This window comes from Nocardioides sp. P5_C9_2 (assembly GCF_054049555.1).
In genome coordinates this window covers 1-14397 of record NZ_JBFUMD010000038.1, presented here as the reverse complement: position 1 = coordinate 14397, position 14397 = coordinate 1, and the positions used below count along the sequence as shown (strand labels likewise).

The window sequence follows — 14397 nt, the reverse complement described above, 5'->3', positions numbered from 1 at the left end:
GCGATGTACGCCGCTGCCGACGCCGACCAGGCGGCCGCCGGAGGGACCTCCGAGGCGACCGGCGAGTCCGACGACGACGTCGTCGACGCCGAGATCGTCGACGAGCCCGCCGACGGCACCGACGGCACCGACACCGCCGAGGGTGAGACCAAGTGACCTCTTCCCCCGGCGGCTCCTTCGGGGACGCGGCGGGCGAGATGGCGAACGAGACCGAGGTCGAGGTGACGCCCGAGGGCGCCGCCTCGGCCTCGGCCGGCGCCCCCGGTGACGCCGGTGCCCCCGGCGACGCGGAGGCTGCGTCGGCGGACACCTCGGTCGGTGAGTCGCCGGACGGCGAGCAGCCGGACGGCGAGCAGCCGGACGGCGAGCAGCCGGACGGCGAGCAGGACACCGAGGTCGACGAGCTGGCCGCGATGAAGGGGTCCCTGGCGGACCTCACCCACGACCTGCAGCGGCTGTCGGCGGAGTACGCCAACTACCGCAAGCGGGTCGACCGGGACCGGCAGCTGGTCGCCGACAACGCGGCGTACAAGGCCCTGGCTCCGGTGATCGAGGTGCTCGACACCATCGACCGGGCCCGTGAGCACGGCGAGCTGGACGGCGGCTTCAAGGCCGCGGCCGACCAGCTCGAGCGTGCCGTCGCGTCCTCGGGCCTGGCCCGCTTCGGCGAGCCCGGCGACGCCTTCGACCCGACGCTGCACGAGGCGCTGAGCCACCTCGGCGAGGACCCGGACGTCAGTGTCACCACGGTCAAGCACGTCGCCAAGGGCGGCTTCAAGATGGGTGAGCGGGTCGTCCGGGCCGCGCAGGTCCTCGTGGTCGACCCGGCTGCACCGACCGCGTGACCCACGCCCGACACCGCACGAGCCACGAGAGGAGGGGACGGCATGGCTGACAACGACGGCTTCCGCAACGACTGGGCGACCAAGGACTTCTACGCCGTGCTGGGCGTGTCCAAGGACGCGTCCGCCGACGACGTCAAGAAGGCCTACCGCAAGCTGGCCCGGGCCAACCACCCCGACTCCAACCCCGGTGACGACGCCAAGCACGACCGGTTCAAGGCCGTCGCCGAGGCGTACGACGTGGTCGGTGACCCCGACAAGCGCACGAAGTACGACGAGTTCCGCCGGCTCCAGTCCAGCGGCGGGTTCGGCGGCTTCGGTGGTGGCTCCGGCGGCCAGCCGGGCGGCTTCGGCGGCGGGTTCGACATCAACGACCTGCTGCGCGACCGCGCCGGCGGTGCCGGGGCCGGCGGCCTCGGCGACATGTTCGGCGACATGTTCGGGGGTGGGTCCACCCGGGCCCGCCAGCCGCGCCCCCGCCGGGGCACCGACGTCGAGACCTCGGCCACGATCGGCTTCGTCGACGCCCTCGAGGGCGTCACGATCTCGCTGCGGCTCACCTCCGACGCGGCGTGCGCGACCTGCCAGGGCACCGGTGGGAAGCCGGGGACCCGGCCGCACATCTGTCCCGAGTGCGAGGGTGCCGGCTTCGTGGTGGCCAGCGCGGGCGGCGGGTTCTCCATGAACGAGACGTGCCCGGCCTGCGGGGGTCGCCAGCTGGTCTACTCCGAGGCCTGCCCGACGTGCCACGGCTCCGGCCACGGCACCTCGGCCCGCACCATCCAGGCGCGCCTGCCCGCGGGCGTCAAGGACGGCCAGCGGATCCGCCTCAAGGGCAAGGGCACCCCGGGGGAGAGCGGCGGCCCGGCCGGCGACCTCTTCGTCGCGGTCAAGGTGTCCCCGCACCGCGTCTTCGGGCGCAAGGGCGACAACCTCACCATCGACGTACCGGTCTCGTTCGACGAGGCGGCGCTCGGTGCCGAGGTCAAGGTCCCCACGCTGGGTGGCGCCCCGGTGACCCTCAAGCTGCCGTCCGGCACTCCCAACGGGCGCACCTTCCGGGTGCGGGGCAAGGGCGCGACCCGGTCGGACGGCTCGCGGGGCGACCTGCTCGCGACCGTCCAGGTGCACGTGCCCGCCACCTTGGACACCGCGGCGCGGGAGGCGCTCGAGGCCTACCGCTCGGCCACGGCCGGCACCACGCCGCTGCGCACCAACCTGTTCGAGGCGAGCTGACATGGCTCCGTCGCGGGGCATCCCGTTCGGCAGCCCGTCCCCGGACATGGCCGTCTACGTCATCAGCGTCGCGGCCGAGCTGACCGGGCTGCACCCGCAGACGCTGCGGGCCTACGAGCGGATGGGGCTGATCGCCCCCGGGCGCACCCCGGGCGGCGGTCGCCGCTACTCCCACCGCGACCTCGAGCTGCTGCGCGAGATCGCCGACCTGACCAGTGCCGGGATCGGCATCGAGGGCGTCCGCCGCATCCTCGAGCTCGACCACCACGTCAGTGCGCTGCGCGCCCGCAACGAGGAGCTCGCGGCCGAGCTCGCCGCCACCCGCGAGGCGCTGCGCCAGGCGCTCGCCGCGGCGCGGGGCGCGGCCCCCAACAAGCTCCCGGTGCTGCGCGGCCCCGACCCGGGCCAGTCGCTGATGGTCTGGCGCCGCTCGCCCTAGCGACCGAGCAGGAACTCCTCCACCTCGGTGGCGGTCGGCGCCGTGGCCGGCCCGCGTCGGGTGACCTTGATGGCCGCCGCGGCGTTGGCCCGGCGGCAGGCGTCCACCCAGCCGTGCCCGGCCGCGACGTCGGCGACGAGCGCCCCGGTGTGGGTGTCGCCGGCCCCGTTGGTGTCGACGGCCTTCTGCGGGAAGCCCGGCAGCAGCGTGGTCTCACCGCCCACCGTCACCGCGCAGCCGGCCGCGCCGTCGCGGACGATGGTCACGGCGTCACCACGCAGCAGCGGGGCGAGCGCCCGGGCGGGGGCGGCCATCGTGTCCGCGCCGTCCTCGAGCGCCCGGCCGAGGGCGGCCAGCAGGTCGGCGGCCTCCTCGGCGTTGCCCGACCAGACGTCGGTGTGCGCGAGCATCGAGTCGCGGACGTCGGCGGGCAGGTGCGCGAAGGCCGCCCCCGGATCGAGTACGACGACCACGCCCGCGTCGAGGGTCGGCAGCCAGGCGAGCAGGGGGTCCCGCGTCTCGGCCAGGACCAGCGAGTAGCCGGTGACGCAGACCAGGTCCCCGGCCACCGGCGCGGCGGTGGACAGCGACTCCACGCTGAGGTCGCGCTCGGCACCGAGGGTGGTGACGAAGGTCCGCTCGGCCGACGGCTCGACCAGGACCAGGCAGGTCGCGGTGTCGCGAGCGGCGATGGCCGGGGCGGACAGCTCGACGTCCTCGGCGGCGAGCGAGGCGCGGACCAGGTCGCCGTTGGGGCCCGTCCCGTGGGCGCCGGCGTGGACGCACGCGGCACCGAAGCGCGCGGCGGCGACGAGGACGTTGACCGAGCCCCCGGCGTACCGGGTGCTGGAGCCGGCCATCACGTTCTGGCCGCGGCGCGGCAGCACGGGCACCTCCACGACCACGTCGACGAGCGCCTGGCCGGTGTGGATCACCCGCCTCACCCGAGGACCTCCGCGGTGGTGGCCAGGGTGATCTGCGGCGGGTAGAGGGCCATGACGTCCAGTGCGGCGCGGTGGTTCTCCGGGGTCGAGCCGGCACATGCGTCGGTCACCACGGTGAGGGTGGCCCCCGCGTCGGCGGCGGCCAGCGCGGTGGAGATGACGCAGCAGTCGGTCGCCACCCCGGCGACGACGAGGTGCGGGAGGTCACCGGTGACCTCCGTGAGGTCGGGTCCCCACTTGCCGAAGGTCGTCGCCGTCACCACGGGCGCGTCGAGGTCGCGCACCTCCTCGACCAGCTCGTAGAGGTGGTCGTCGGCAGGGACCCGGGCGAAGGGCCAGGCGTCGAGGTAGGGCCCCCAGCTGCCGGGTGCCGGGTCGGGAGCCACCCACCGGGTCAGAACCGTGCGGCCGGCGTACCGCTCGGCCAGCCGGTGCACCGGGTCGAGGATCCCGGGGAACATCGGCGAGCCCCACGGGCTGTCGGGCGAGGCGAAGATGTGCTGCGGGTCGATCACGACCAGCCAGGCGTCACGGGACATGCGCGTCACTCTTGCAGCCAGTGGCCGGGACGGGTGAGACCGCCGGGCAACCGCGTGGCGGCGTTGCCGCGCATCGCGTCGAGCTGGGGCTGGGTCAGGAACAGTGCGCGGGCCAGCGTCGCGTCGCGGACGTCGGTGTCCCGCACGTCCGCGCCGAGGAGGTCGGCCTCGCTGAGGTCGGCCCCGCGGAGGTCGGCGGCGATGAGCAGGGCCCCGCGGAGCGCTGCGCCCCGCAGGTCGGTGCCCCGCAGGTCCCGCCCGGCCAGGTCGTCGTGGGCCAGGTCGATGCGCCCGGCCCACCGGGAGCGCGCGCGGGCGCTGGCCCGCGCCAGCACGTCGCCGACCTCGAGGCGCAGGGCGTCGACGTCGAGGGCCAGCAGCTCCTCCGGAGTCCCGGCCACGTGCACGGCGAGCCGGTCGCGGAGGTCGCCCGTCACACCGGGCACGCGCTCCTCGGCCTCCACCAGGTGCGCGAGCATCTCGTGCAGCTGACGCATCACCGACAGCACGGCGGCCATCTCCCCGAGGTTGTCCTGCTCGCGCCACGAGACGCCGCCGTAGGTGACCTGGGAGACCTGCTGCCCGGCGCCGAAGCAGTCGAAGACGGTGCAACCGGGCCAGCCGTCCTCGCGCAGGGTGGCGTGGATGCCGCAGCCGTCGTCGCTGCCCAGGTGGTGGCAGGGGGTGCCGCTCGCCTTGGTGGTGCCGAAGCCCGCGTCGCGCGAGAAGGGGATCAGGACGCAGCACAGCCCGAAGCAGTTGGAGCAGTCCGCACGCAGGACGGGGAGGGTCACCCGACCCATCATGGCCCGTGGGGGCCGACCCGCCGTCAGCGGTAGTAGCCGCCGGCGATCGCGTAGGCGTTGACGACGATGAGCACGGCGAAGGCCGCGCCGACGTACCGGTTGTCGCCGATGTGCTCCCCCAGCCACTTCATGTCGCCGACCGTGGCACCGGCGCCGGGCGGGTGTCGAGAGGATGGGTCGGATCCCGTCACGGATTTACCCCATTCGGGGAGGGGTGGTCCGCACCTCGTCCCGGGCCCGGTGTGCGTGCACGGGCTGCCAGGCGTCGTGCAGCGTCGTGAGCAGGCTGAGGAGCAGCACGAAGAACAGGGCCGCGCTCTCGTCGATGTCCCGCGGGCCCAGGACCACGCGGGCGACCAGCACCAGCGCGACGTTCAGTGCGATGCGCACCCCGAAGGTCACCGCCAGCGACTCGAGGCTGAAGGAGCGCCGCGAGGCGGCCAGCACGATGGCGGCGTTGAGGACCACGAGCGTGGAGATCCCGACGAGCAGCTCGAGGTTGGAGGCCCGCATGCCGGGCACCGTCTGGGCGAAGATGATCGAGAGGAGCCCGACCAGCACGACCTTCTCGAGCGTGACCCCCGAGCGCAGCCGCGAGGTGTCGGCCCGCCACGCCGCGCGCTCGGCGGCGGTCTCCATCGCCTCCGGTAGCGGGTCGGGGGCGATGCGCAGTGACCAGTCCGGCTCGGGCAGCCGCGGGCGCACCACGAACCACAGCACCGCAGCCAGGGTGGCGATCAGGCCGATGAGCAGGGGCCAGGCCCAGTCGTAGTCGGCCAGGGTGTCGGTCACGTCGAGCTGGGCGACGTGGATCCAGTACTCCTGGGGGAGCTTGATGAACACCCAGATCAGCCCGGCCGCCACGATCCACCAGCGGCGTACGAACCGCAGCGGGTCCCACCGCGAGCGCACGGCCTCGTAGGCGATGAAGAAGTACTCGAAGGTGTTGGCGAAGATCAGCAGCAGAGCGCGTATCTGGAGGAGCTCGAAGGCGACCACGCCCACCAGGCGGTAGAAGTAGAGGAAGCGACCCACCTGGAAGGCCCCTGTGGAGGTCCAGTTGCGCAGCGTCGCGAGGTAGGCGATGGCGAGGTAGTAGACGTCCATCGCCTTGTCGTAGCTCTGGTAGCCGGGCGGGTCGTAGCCGAACGCCTGGAAGACCGTCTGGTCGACCGCGTCCACCACCAGGCAGGCCACGATGGCCGGGAGCGGGTAGAGCGGGATGAGGAGCGGCAGCAGCAGCCGCACCCCGACCACGGTCACGAACAGCCACTCCATGGCGACGAGCATGGCGTGCCGCGTGGGCCGTGTCACCCGGCTCGGGCACCGGTCTGGTCGAGGTCGGTCAGGCGGGCGTGTCCATCCGGGGCTGCCGGAGGTCGAAGAAGCTGCGTTCGCCGACGGTGAGCGACTCCATCTCCTCCATCATCGCCCTCAGCTCGGCCGGCGGCTCCTGTCGCTCTCCCGCGCGGGCCTCGGCCTCCGACCGGAACCAGATCACCATGGTCCACTCGCCGTCCCCGTGGTAGGCCGAGAGGGTGCCGAGGATGTCCGGGCGGAAGGCCTGCCAGTCCGTCGGGTCGGCGGCCATGAGCTCGCGGCTCCGGTCCGGGTCGCTGCTCCGGCCCTGCATCACCTGCACGAAGCCCGCCTGGTCGGGGTCGCCGTAGGTGTCGGCGTCCACGGTCGTGCTGTTGCGGAACTGCGGCTCGGCGGTGAACAGCGCGGCCATCCGCTCCCACCAGGCACCCTGCTCGGGCCGGTCGCCGTTGCGCCTGGCTGCCTCCTCGGACTCGAAGCGGGCCAGGGCGACGAGCATCCCGTCCTCGGTCACCCCACCCGTGCTGCCGAGCCAGCCGTCGGCCCCCGGCGCCAGGTCCCGCACCCACTCGTCCATGAGGCCGTCCACGTCGGCGTCCGCCTTCACCGGTCCCTCGAAGACCTGCACGAACATGTCGTCCTCCTCTGCGTGGCACCGCCCCGTCCGGCCTTCGACGCTACGCCGGCCGCTCCGGTCCCGGTATCGCGCAAATGGGCCAACTTTCACAAAGTTGAGGGGAATCGACTCAACTTCTGGCGCGTTGTGAGCAGTGGGACCACAGTGGTCCCAGAGTGGTCCGACGTACGACCACACCCACGCACGATCACGAGGGAGATCCGCAGTTGAGCCAGTTCGGCGCCGAGAAGTTCACCACCCGCAGCCGCGAGGTCATCGAGGCTGCCCAGCTCGCCGCGACCACGGCGGGGAACACCCAGACCGAGCCCATCCACCTGCTGGTCGCCCTGCTGCGCCAGGAGGACGGGACGGCCCGCAACCTCATCGGCAAGGCCGGCGTGGATGCGACGGCGCTGACCGCCCGCGCCGAGCAGGCGATGCAGTCCCTGCCGCGGGCCAGCGGCTCCACGGTGCAGCAGCCCGCCGCGAGCGCCTCGCTCACCCGGGTGCTGGCCAGCGCCCTCGACCTCGCCTCCGGGATGAAGGACGACTACGTCGCCACCGAGCACCTGCTCATCGCGACCGCGACCGTCGACAGCTCGGCCCGGACGCTCCTCACCGACGCCGGTCTCTCCGAGTCCGGGCTGCGGGAGGGACTGACCGCCGTGCGCGGCAACCGCCGCGTCACCAGCCCGGAGGCCGAGTCGTCGTACGAGGCGCTGGAGAAGTACTCCGTCGACCTCACCCGCTCCGCCGAGGAGGGCCGCCTCGACCCCGTCATCGGCCGTGACTCGGAGATCCGCCGGGTGATCCAGGTCCTCAGCCGGCGCACCAAGAACAACCCCGTGCTCATCGGGGAGCCCGGCGTCGGCAAGACCGCCGTCGTCGAGGGCCTCGCCCAGCGCGTGGTGGACGGCGACGTGCCCGACAGCCTCAAGGGCCGCCGGGTGCTCAGCCTCGACCTGGCCGCGATGGTGGCGGGCGCGAAGTACCGCGGCGAGTTCGAGGAGCGGCTCAAGGCCGTCCTCGAGGAGATCAAGGACGCCGGCGGGCAGGTCATCACCTTCATCGACGAGCTGCACACGGTCGTCGGCGCGGGCGCCGGCGGTGACTCCGCGATGGACGCCGGCAACATGCTCAAGCCGATGCTGGCGCGCGGCGAGCTGCACATGATCGGCGCGACCACCCTCGACGAGTACCGCGAGCGGATCGAGAAGGACCCCGCCCTGGAGCGACGGTTCCAGCAGGTCTTCGTCGGCGAGCCCAGCGTCGAGGACACCATCCAGATCCTGCGCGGCATCCAGGAGAAGTACGAGGCGCACCACGGCGTACGGATCACCGACGCCGCGCTGGTCGCCGCCGCGACGCTCTCCGACCGCTACATCACCGGGCGCCAGCTGCCCGACAAGGCCATCGACCTCATCGACGAGGCCAGCTCGCGGCTGCGGATGGAGCACGAGTCCAGCCCCGAGGAGATCGACCAGCTGCGCCGCCAGGTCGACCGGCTGAAGATGGAGGAGTTCGCGCTCGACAAGGAGACGGACGACGCGTCGCGCGAGCGGCTCGCCGTACTCAAGGCCGACCTGGCCGACAAGGAGGAGGAGCTGCGCGGTCTCGAGGCCCGCTGGGAGCGGGAGAAGTCGTCGCTCGAGGGCGAGGGCGAGCTGCGTCGCCAGCTCGACGCGCTGCGGGTCGAGGCCGACAAGCTGCTGCGCGAGGGCGACCTCGCCGCCGCCAGCGAGATCCAGTACGGCCGGATCCCGGCGCTGGAGGACCAGATCGCCAACGTCGAGGTCACCGAGGAGCAGGTCACCGAGAAGCTCGTCGGCGACGAGGTCGGCGCCGAGCAGATCGCCGATGTGGTGGAGGCCTGGACCGGCATCCCGACCGGCCGGCTGCTCCAGGGCGAGACGGCCAAGCTGCTCGAGATGGAGTCCGTGATCGGCGCCCGGCTGATCGGCCAGCGCGACGCGGTGACCGCGGTGAGCGACGCCGTACGCCGATCGCGGGCCGGGATCGCGGACCCCAACCGCCCCACAGGCTCGTTCCTCTTCCTGGGCCCGACGGGCACCGGCAAGACCGAGCTGGCCAAGTCGCTGGCCGACTTCCTCTTCGACGACGAGCGCGCGATCGTGCGCATCGACATGAGCGAGTACGGCGAGAAGCACTCGGTCTCGCGGCTCGTCGGCGCCCCTCCCGGCTACGTCGGGTACGACGAGGGCGGCCAGCTCACCGAGGCGGTGCGCCGGCGTCCCTACAGCGTCGTGCTGCTCGACGAGGTGGAGAAGGCGCACCCCGAGGTCTTCGACGTCCTGCTCCAGGTGCTCGACGACGGCCGGCTCACCGACGGGCAGGGCCGCACGGTCGACTTCCGCAACACGCTGCTGGTCCTGACGAGCAACCTCGGCTCGGCGTACCTCGTCGACCCGACGATGGACCCGGTCGCCCGCAAGGAGTCGGTGATGGGCGTGGTGCGCTCGTCCTTCAAGCCCGAGTTCCTCAACCGGCTCGACGAGATCGTGCTCTTCGACGCCCTCACCAAGGACGACCTCGCGCACATCGTCGACCTGCAGCTGGCGCTGCTGGAGAAGCGGCTCGCCGTCCGCCGGATCACCATCCACGTGACCGACGCGGCGCGCGCCTGGCTCGCGGAGACCGGCTACGACCCGGCGTACGGCGCCCGGCCGCTGCGCCGGCTCATCCAGTCGGCCATCGGCGACCCGCTGGCCCGGCGCCTCATCGGTGGCGACGTCTCCGACGGGGGCTCGGTGACCGTCGACGTCGGGGAGGGCGGGCTCGTCGTGGCCTGAGGGTTTCTCGAACAGGCCCCGCGGCAGAGTCCCCGCCCAGCCGGGGACTCTGCCACCGTGTGACGGTTGCAACGGTCACACGGTGACCGACTCGCCCATCAAGTGCGGCCGGCGCGCCCGCGGACGGCTCTCAGACGTACCTCAGCCCACTGGGGGATGCTGGGTCCCGTGACCACCACCGCCGACGACGTACGCCCGTGGTGGCGGCTGCGCGACACCCCGGTCCCGGGCGGCGTGCCCGACCTGGCGAAGGCGCTGCTCTGGGTCGAGCTGGGGATCGTGCTGCTGGTCTCACTCGGCCGCTCGGCGATCTACTCGGTCGTCAGCCTCCTGTCCGCGCTCACGGCGCCCGGACCGCTGTCGTCGCAGGCGGCGAACCTCAACACCTCGCTCGCACCGGACCGACCGTTGCTCGACCTGACCTACCAGCTGCTGCGGATCGGCTTCGCCCTCGTGCCCGTCGCGCTGGCGGCGTACCTCCTCGTCCGCTCGGGCACCCGGCTGCGTGAGGTGTGGGCGCGCGGCGGCGGATGGTTCGGGGTCCGCGACCTCGGGCGTGGAGCGCTGCTGGCGCTCGGTGTCGGGTCCGTCGGTGTGGCCTTCTACCTCGTCACCTTCGCGCTCGGCACCAACCTCACCGTGGTCGCCCAGTCGCTGCCGGGGGAGTGGTGGCGGGTGCCGGTGCTCGTCCTCGCGGCGGCCGAGAACGCCGTGCTCGAGGAGCTCGTGGTGCTGGGGTTCGTGCAGGTGCGGCTGCGCCAGATCGGCCTCGGCGACACCGCGGCGATCGGGCTCGCGGCGCTGCTGCGCGGCAGCTACCACCTCTACCAGGGCCTCGGCGGCTTCGTCGGCAACCTCGCGATGGGCCTGCTCTTCGGCTGGCTCTTCCGTCGCTGGGGCCGGGTGATGCCGTTCGTGGTCGCGCACACGCTGCTCGACGTCGGCGCGTTCGTCGGGTACGCCGTCCTGGCCGGGCGGGTCGACTGGCTGCCGACCCTCTAGGGCTGGACAGCGCTAGTCGGCCGTACGACGCCGCGACAGCCAGCCGCCGCCCCACAGGGCCCACAGCACCAGCAGCGGCTGGAAGAACAACCGCACCAGGCGCGCCCGGTCGGAGTCGAGCCCGAAGGCGTCGACCCCCTCGACGTACTGCGCGACGTTGCCCGGGAAGATCGCCACGAAGAACGCCGCCAGCAGCCCGCCGACCAGCCGCTTGCGCTGCGGCAGGGCGACGAAGGCCGCGCCCAGCGCGATCTCGACGACCCCGGACGCCACGACCGTGAGGTCCTCCTCGAGCGGGAACCACGACGGCACCTGCGCCCGGAACTCCTCGCGCTGGGTGGTCAGGTGGAGTACTCCGGCGCCCACCATCGCCGTACCGAGCAGGAGGCGGGCTGTGGTGCGTGCGGTGCTCATGACTCGCAGCCTAGGGGGCGACGGGTGAGCGATCCGGGCCCCCGCCTGCTCGGGGTAGTCCGTGACGATCGGCCCCCGGATCCGGCGTCGGAGGGGGCCGATCGTCACGGAGTACCCCCGGAATGCCCCGGAAATGCCCCGGACTACCCCCGCGCGACCCCGCGACTACCCCGGCAGGCCGGGCGGCAGCGGGAGCACCGCGCCGGGGTTCATCAGCCCGGCGGGGTCGAGGGCGTCCTTGACGGCCCGCATCAGCGAGACCTCGACGTCGCTCTTGTACGCCGCCGCCGCGGCCGCCTTGGACCGCCCGAGGCCGTGCTCGGCGCTGATGCTCCCGACCGAGGCGGCGACCGAGGCGTTGACGACGTCCGACAGCGCGGCGGCGTGCGTCAGGAACTCCTCGGAGGACATCTCCGCGGGACGCGACAGGTTGTAGTGCAGGTTGCCGTCGCCGACGTGGCCGTAGACGAAGAGCCGCGTCCCGGGCAGGTGCGCCTCGACGGCCGGACCGGTCCGCGCGACGAAGTCGGCCAGCCCGGTGATCGGCACCGACACGTCGTGCTTGACCGTCGGGCCGTGGATCTCCTGGGCCTCCGACACCCGCTCGCGCAACGCCCACAGGCCGGCCCGCTGGGCGGGGGAGCCGGCGATCGCCGCGTCGAGGACCAGCCCGGCATCGACCGCCTCGCCCAGGGCGGCCTCCAGCGCGGAGTCGACGTCGGCACCGGCCGGGCCGGCGAGCTCGACCAGGCCGTACCACTCCGCGGCGGTGGCCAGCGGGTCCGAGAGGCCGGCCGCCACGACCAGGTCGCGCGCGGGCCGCGAGACCAGCTCCCACGTGGTGAGCCGGTCCCCACCGTGGTCGCGCAGCACGCCGAGCAGCTCGGCCGCCGCAGCCACGTCGCGCAGCGCCAGCCACGCGGTCGCCCGGGTCGGGGTCGCCGGCTGCAGCGCCAGCACCGCCGCGGTCACCACGCCGAGCGTGCCCTCCGCGCCGATGAAGAGCTGCTTGAGGTCGTAGCCGGTGTTGTCCTTGCGCAGCGACCGCAGCCCGTCCCACACCCGGCCGTCGGGCAGCACCACCTCGAGGCCGAGCACCTGGCTGCGCATCATCCCGTAGCGCAGCACGGCGGTGCCGCCGGCGTTGGTGGAGATGTTGCCGCCGATCGTGCAGCTGCCCTGCGAGCCGAGGGTCAGCGGGAACAGCCGGTCGACCGCCGCGGCCGCCTCGTGCACGTCCGCCAGCGCGCAGCCGGCCTCGACGGTGATCGTCCCGCCCGCCGCGTCGACGGCGCGGACYGCCCGCATCCGCCCCAGCGACAGCACCACCTGCGAGCCCGAGTCGTCGGGGACCGCGCCCCCGCTCATCCCGGTGTTGCCGCCCTGGGGGACGACCGCCACCCCGGCGTCGTGGGTGAGGGCGAGCACGGCGGCCACCTCGGCGGTGCTGCCGGGGCGTACGACGGCCAGTGGCCGTCCGCTGTAGGCGCCACGCCAGTCCGTGTCGTACGCCGCGAGGTCGGCCGGGTCGGTCAGCACGTGGGCCTCGCCCACGACGGAGCGCAGCGAGTCGAGCAGGGCGGGGGAGTCGGTCACGGGGGTCATTGTCCTCACGGTCAGCCGAGCAGGACGGCGATGAGCAGGGCGACGGGCAGCGAGGCCAGGGTGGTCACGAGGATCGTCTCGCGGGCCACGTCCTCGCCGGTCCGGTAGCGGGTGGCGTGCAGGAAGATGTTCTGCGCGGTCGGCAGGGCGGCGGTGATGACCACCCCGAGCAGTGCACGGTCCTCGAGGCCGAACGCKGTGCCGACCGTCCAGGCCACGACCGGCATCACCGCGAGCTTGAGCACGGTGGCGACCAGGACCTCGCGGTTGTGGCCGGCCCGCCCCGGCCACGGGCTGAGCCGCAGCGCCGCGCCGTACGAGAGCAGCATCGCCGGGATGGCGAGCCCGGCCAGCAGCTCGATCGGCGACATCACGATCCGCGGCAGCTCCCACCCGGTGAGGGCGAGCACGAGGCCGAGGAGGGCGGCGACGGTGAGGGGGTTGGTGGTCAGCCGCCGCAGCGCCGCGCCCGCGCCCTCGCCACGGCCGGTGAGGCGGTCGAGGACGACGAGCGCGGCCGGCTGCACGAGCAGCATCTGCACCAGCAGGGTCGGCACCACGACCGTGGTGTCGCCCACGACGAAGGCCGCGACTGCGATGCCGAGGTTGCCGGCGTTGACGTACGACGACGCCAGCGAGCCGATCAGCACCGAGCCGGTGTCGAGCCGTCGCCGCCACCGCGCCCACGCGGCGTACAGCAGGAAGCAGGTGGCCAGCGAGGCGGCGGACGCGGCGAGKTTGGCGACCGCGCCGGCGATCTCGACCTTGCTGATCACCACGATCATCAGCGCGGGTGAGGCGACGAAGAAGGCGATCTCGCCGAGGGTCCGCTGGGAGCGCGCGTCGAGGACGCCGGTGTGCGCGAGGCCGGCACCGCACGCGATGACGACGAGGATCGTGACGAAGCCGATCAGGAGGTCCACGGGTGCTCCCGGTCGTGTAGGTGGCGCATGGCGCGATGCCGAGGGGGCAATGGACGCGCGCGTCGGCGCCCGGGAAGGATGGCCCGATGACCCAGTCCCGCGTCGTCCGTGTCGGCCCGCTCATGCCCTTCCTGGAGGAGGCACTCGTCGCCGCGTACGACGCCCCGTCCCTCGCCGACGTCGGGTCGTCGACCGCGGGGCTCCAGGTCGCCGTGGCCGGCGGCGGCACCCCGATCGGGGCCGCGGAGATGGACGCGCTGCCGGACCTGCGGGCGATCACGAACTTCGGGGTGGGCTACGACAACGTCGACGTCGCCGAGGCGGCGTGGCGCGGCATCGTCGTCTCCAACACCCCCGACGTGCTGACCGACGCGGTCGCCGACCTGTCGGTCGCCCTGGTGCTCGGAGTCATGCGCCAGGTCGGCGCGGCCGAGCGCTGGCTGCGCCGCGGCGAGTGGGCGGCCGGCGGCCGCTTCCCGCTGACCCGCGACGTGCGCGGCTCGACCGTCGGCATCCTCGGCCTGGGCCGGATCGGCCGGGCGGTGGCCGAGCGGCTCGAGGTCTTCGGCGCCACCATCGCCTACCACTCGCGCAGCCCCAAGGACGTGGCGTGGACCTACCACGACAGCCCGGTCGCGCTGGCGGAGGCCAGCGACGTGCTGGTCGTGCTGACCCCCGGAGGGGCCGGCACCGAGCACCTGGTCGACGCCGAGGTCCTCGACGCGCTCGGCCCCGAGGGCTACCTCGTCAACGTCGCCCGCGGCTCGGTCGTGGACGAGAAGGAGCTGGTCGCCGCTCTGGAGGCTGGCCGGATCGCCGGTGCGGGGCTCGACGTCTTCGCCGACGAGCCGCACGTGCCCGCCGGGCTGCTGGAGCGTGAGGACGTCGTGCTGCTCCCGCA

Annotated in this window: 14 protein-coding genes; 6 read left to right on the top strand and 8 right to left on the bottom strand. The window is 73.4% G+C overall.

Annotated features, from left to right (window positions below; all coding sequences use genetic code 11):
- The first annotated feature begins 152 nt into the window (after positions 1-152).
- From grpE to ACXJKL_RS03625, 3 genes are read left to right on the top strand one after another with little or no spacing between them, the layout of a single operon-like run.
- Positions 153-845 carry a nucleotide exchange factor GrpE gene (grpE, locus tag ACXJKL_RS03635; RefSeq protein ID WP_457205692.1) on the top strand — a complete coding sequence of 231 codons (693 nt, stop codon included), beginning with the start codon at positions 153-155 and terminating at the stop codon, positions 843-845.
- 42 nt (positions 846-887) lie between these two features.
- Positions 888-2078 carry a molecular chaperone DnaJ gene (gene dnaJ, locus ACXJKL_RS03630; RefSeq protein ID WP_457205691.1) on the top strand — a complete coding sequence of 397 codons (1191 nt, stop codon included), beginning with the start codon at positions 888-890 and terminating at the stop codon, positions 2076-2078.
- Position 2079: 1 nt separating this feature from the next.
- A complete protein-coding gene (locus tag ACXJKL_RS03625; protein WP_457205690.1) occupies positions 2080-2517 on the top strand; it encodes a heat shock protein transcriptional repressor HspR in 438 nt (145 codons plus the stop codon).
- Here the strand turns inward: ACXJKL_RS03625 and ACXJKL_RS03620 are convergent.
- The 5 genes from ACXJKL_RS03620 to ACXJKL_RS03600 all read right to left on the bottom strand — a co-directional run bounded on the left by ACXJKL_RS03620 (position 2514) and on the right by ACXJKL_RS03600 (position 6760).
- Complete coding sequence (locus tag ACXJKL_RS03620) at positions 2514-3461, bottom strand: PfkB family carbohydrate kinase (RefSeq protein ID WP_457205689.1); 948 nt, start codon at positions 3459-3461, stop codon at positions 2514-2516. The two genes, ACXJKL_RS03625 and ACXJKL_RS03620, sit on opposite strands and share 4 nt — an antisense overlap.
- On the bottom strand, positions 3458-4000 hold the full coding sequence (locus ACXJKL_RS03615; RefSeq protein WP_457205688.1) for a cysteine hydrolase family protein: 543 nt from the start codon (positions 3998-4000) through the stop codon (positions 3458-3460). The genes ACXJKL_RS03620 and ACXJKL_RS03615 overlap by 4 nt, the downstream gene beginning before the upstream one ends.
- A gap of 5 nt (positions 4001-4005) precedes the next feature.
- Positions 4006-4803 carry a pentapeptide repeat-containing protein gene (locus tag ACXJKL_RS03610; protein ID WP_457205687.1) on the bottom strand — a complete coding sequence of 266 codons (798 nt, stop codon included), beginning with the start codon at positions 4801-4803 and terminating at the stop codon, positions 4006-4008.
- 198 nt (positions 4804-5001) lie between these two features.
- Positions 5002-6084 (bottom strand): hypothetical protein, encoded by a 1083-nt coding sequence (locus ACXJKL_RS03605; protein ID WP_457205686.1) that lies wholly within the window; start codon positions 6082-6084, stop codon positions 5002-5004.
- Between the two features lie 67 nt (positions 6085-6151).
- Positions 6152-6760, bottom strand: a complete 609-nt coding sequence (locus ACXJKL_RS03600) for a hypothetical protein (RefSeq protein ID WP_457205685.1) — start codon at positions 6758-6760, stop codon at positions 6152-6154.
- A 209-nt stretch (positions 6761-6969) separates the two neighbouring features.
- On the opposite strand from ACXJKL_RS03600, the gene clpB reads away from it, so the two are divergent.
- Both clpB and ACXJKL_RS03590 read left to right on the top strand, forming a co-directional pair.
- Positions 6970-9552 carry an ATP-dependent chaperone ClpB gene (clpB, locus tag ACXJKL_RS03595; RefSeq protein ID WP_457205684.1) on the top strand — a complete coding sequence of 861 codons (2583 nt, stop codon included), beginning with the start codon at positions 6970-6972 and terminating at the stop codon, positions 9550-9552.
- 168 nt (positions 9553-9720) lie between these two features.
- Complete coding sequence (locus ACXJKL_RS03590) at positions 9721-10554, top strand: CPBP family intramembrane glutamic endopeptidase (RefSeq protein ID WP_457205683.1); 834 nt, start codon at positions 9721-9723, stop codon at positions 10552-10554.
- Between the two features lie 12 nt (positions 10555-10566).
- On the opposite strand, the gene ACXJKL_RS03585 is transcribed toward ACXJKL_RS03590, so the two are convergent.
- From ACXJKL_RS03585 to ACXJKL_RS03575, 3 genes are all read right to left on the bottom strand, one after another.
- Positions 10567-10968: a DoxX family protein gene (locus tag ACXJKL_RS03585; protein WP_457205682.1), complete on the bottom strand. Its 402-nt coding sequence runs from the start codon at positions 10966-10968 to the stop codon at positions 10567-10569.
- 165 nt (positions 10969-11133) lie between these two features.
- Entirely contained in the window at positions 11134-12564 is a 1431-nt protein-coding gene (locus ACXJKL_RS03580; protein ID WP_457205681.1) for an FAD-binding oxidoreductase, read from the bottom strand.
- A 20-nt stretch (positions 12565-12584) separates the two neighbouring features.
- Positions 12585-13496 (bottom strand): AEC family transporter, encoded by a 912-nt coding sequence (locus ACXJKL_RS03575; RefSeq protein ID WP_457205680.1) that lies wholly within the window; start codon positions 13494-13496, stop codon positions 12585-12587.
- An 86-nt stretch (positions 13497-13582) separates the two neighbouring features.
- On the opposite strand from ACXJKL_RS03575, the gene ACXJKL_RS03570 reads away from it, so the two are divergent.
- On the top strand, positions 13583-14397 hold an 815-nt coding region (locus tag ACXJKL_RS03570), incomplete at its 3' end, for a 2-hydroxyacid dehydrogenase (RefSeq protein ID WP_457205679.1).

What these genes read in the sequence shown, in the direction of transcription:
- ACXJKL_RS03600 (WP_457205685.1), bottom strand. Translation starts at nt 6,760, where the DNA reads ATGTTCGTGCAGGTCTTCGAGGGACCGGTGAAGGCGGACGCCGACGTG.
- dnaJ (WP_457205691.1), top strand. Translation starts at nt 888, where the DNA reads ATGGCTGACAACGACGGCTTCCGCAACGACTGGGCGACCAAGGACTTC.
- ACXJKL_RS03605 (WP_457205686.1), bottom strand. Translation starts at nt 6,084, where the DNA reads ATGGAGTGGCTGTTCGTGACCGTGGTCGGGGTGCGGCTGCTGCTGCCG.
- ACXJKL_RS03625 (WP_457205690.1), top strand. Translation starts at nt 2,080, where the DNA reads ATGGCTCCGTCGCGGGGCATCCCGTTCGGCAGCCCGTCCCCGGACATG.
- ACXJKL_RS03610 (WP_457205687.1), bottom strand. Translation starts at nt 4,803, where the DNA reads ATGGGTCGGGTGACCCTCCCCGTCCTGCGTGCGGACTGCTCCAACTGC.
- ACXJKL_RS03615 (WP_457205688.1), bottom strand. Translation starts at nt 4,000, where the DNA reads ATGTCCCGTGACGCCTGGCTGGTCGTGATCGACCCGCAGCACATCTTC.
- ACXJKL_RS03585 (WP_457205682.1), bottom strand. Translation starts at nt 10,968, where the DNA reads ATGAGCACCGCACGCACCACAGCCCGCCTCCTGCTCGGTACGGCGATG.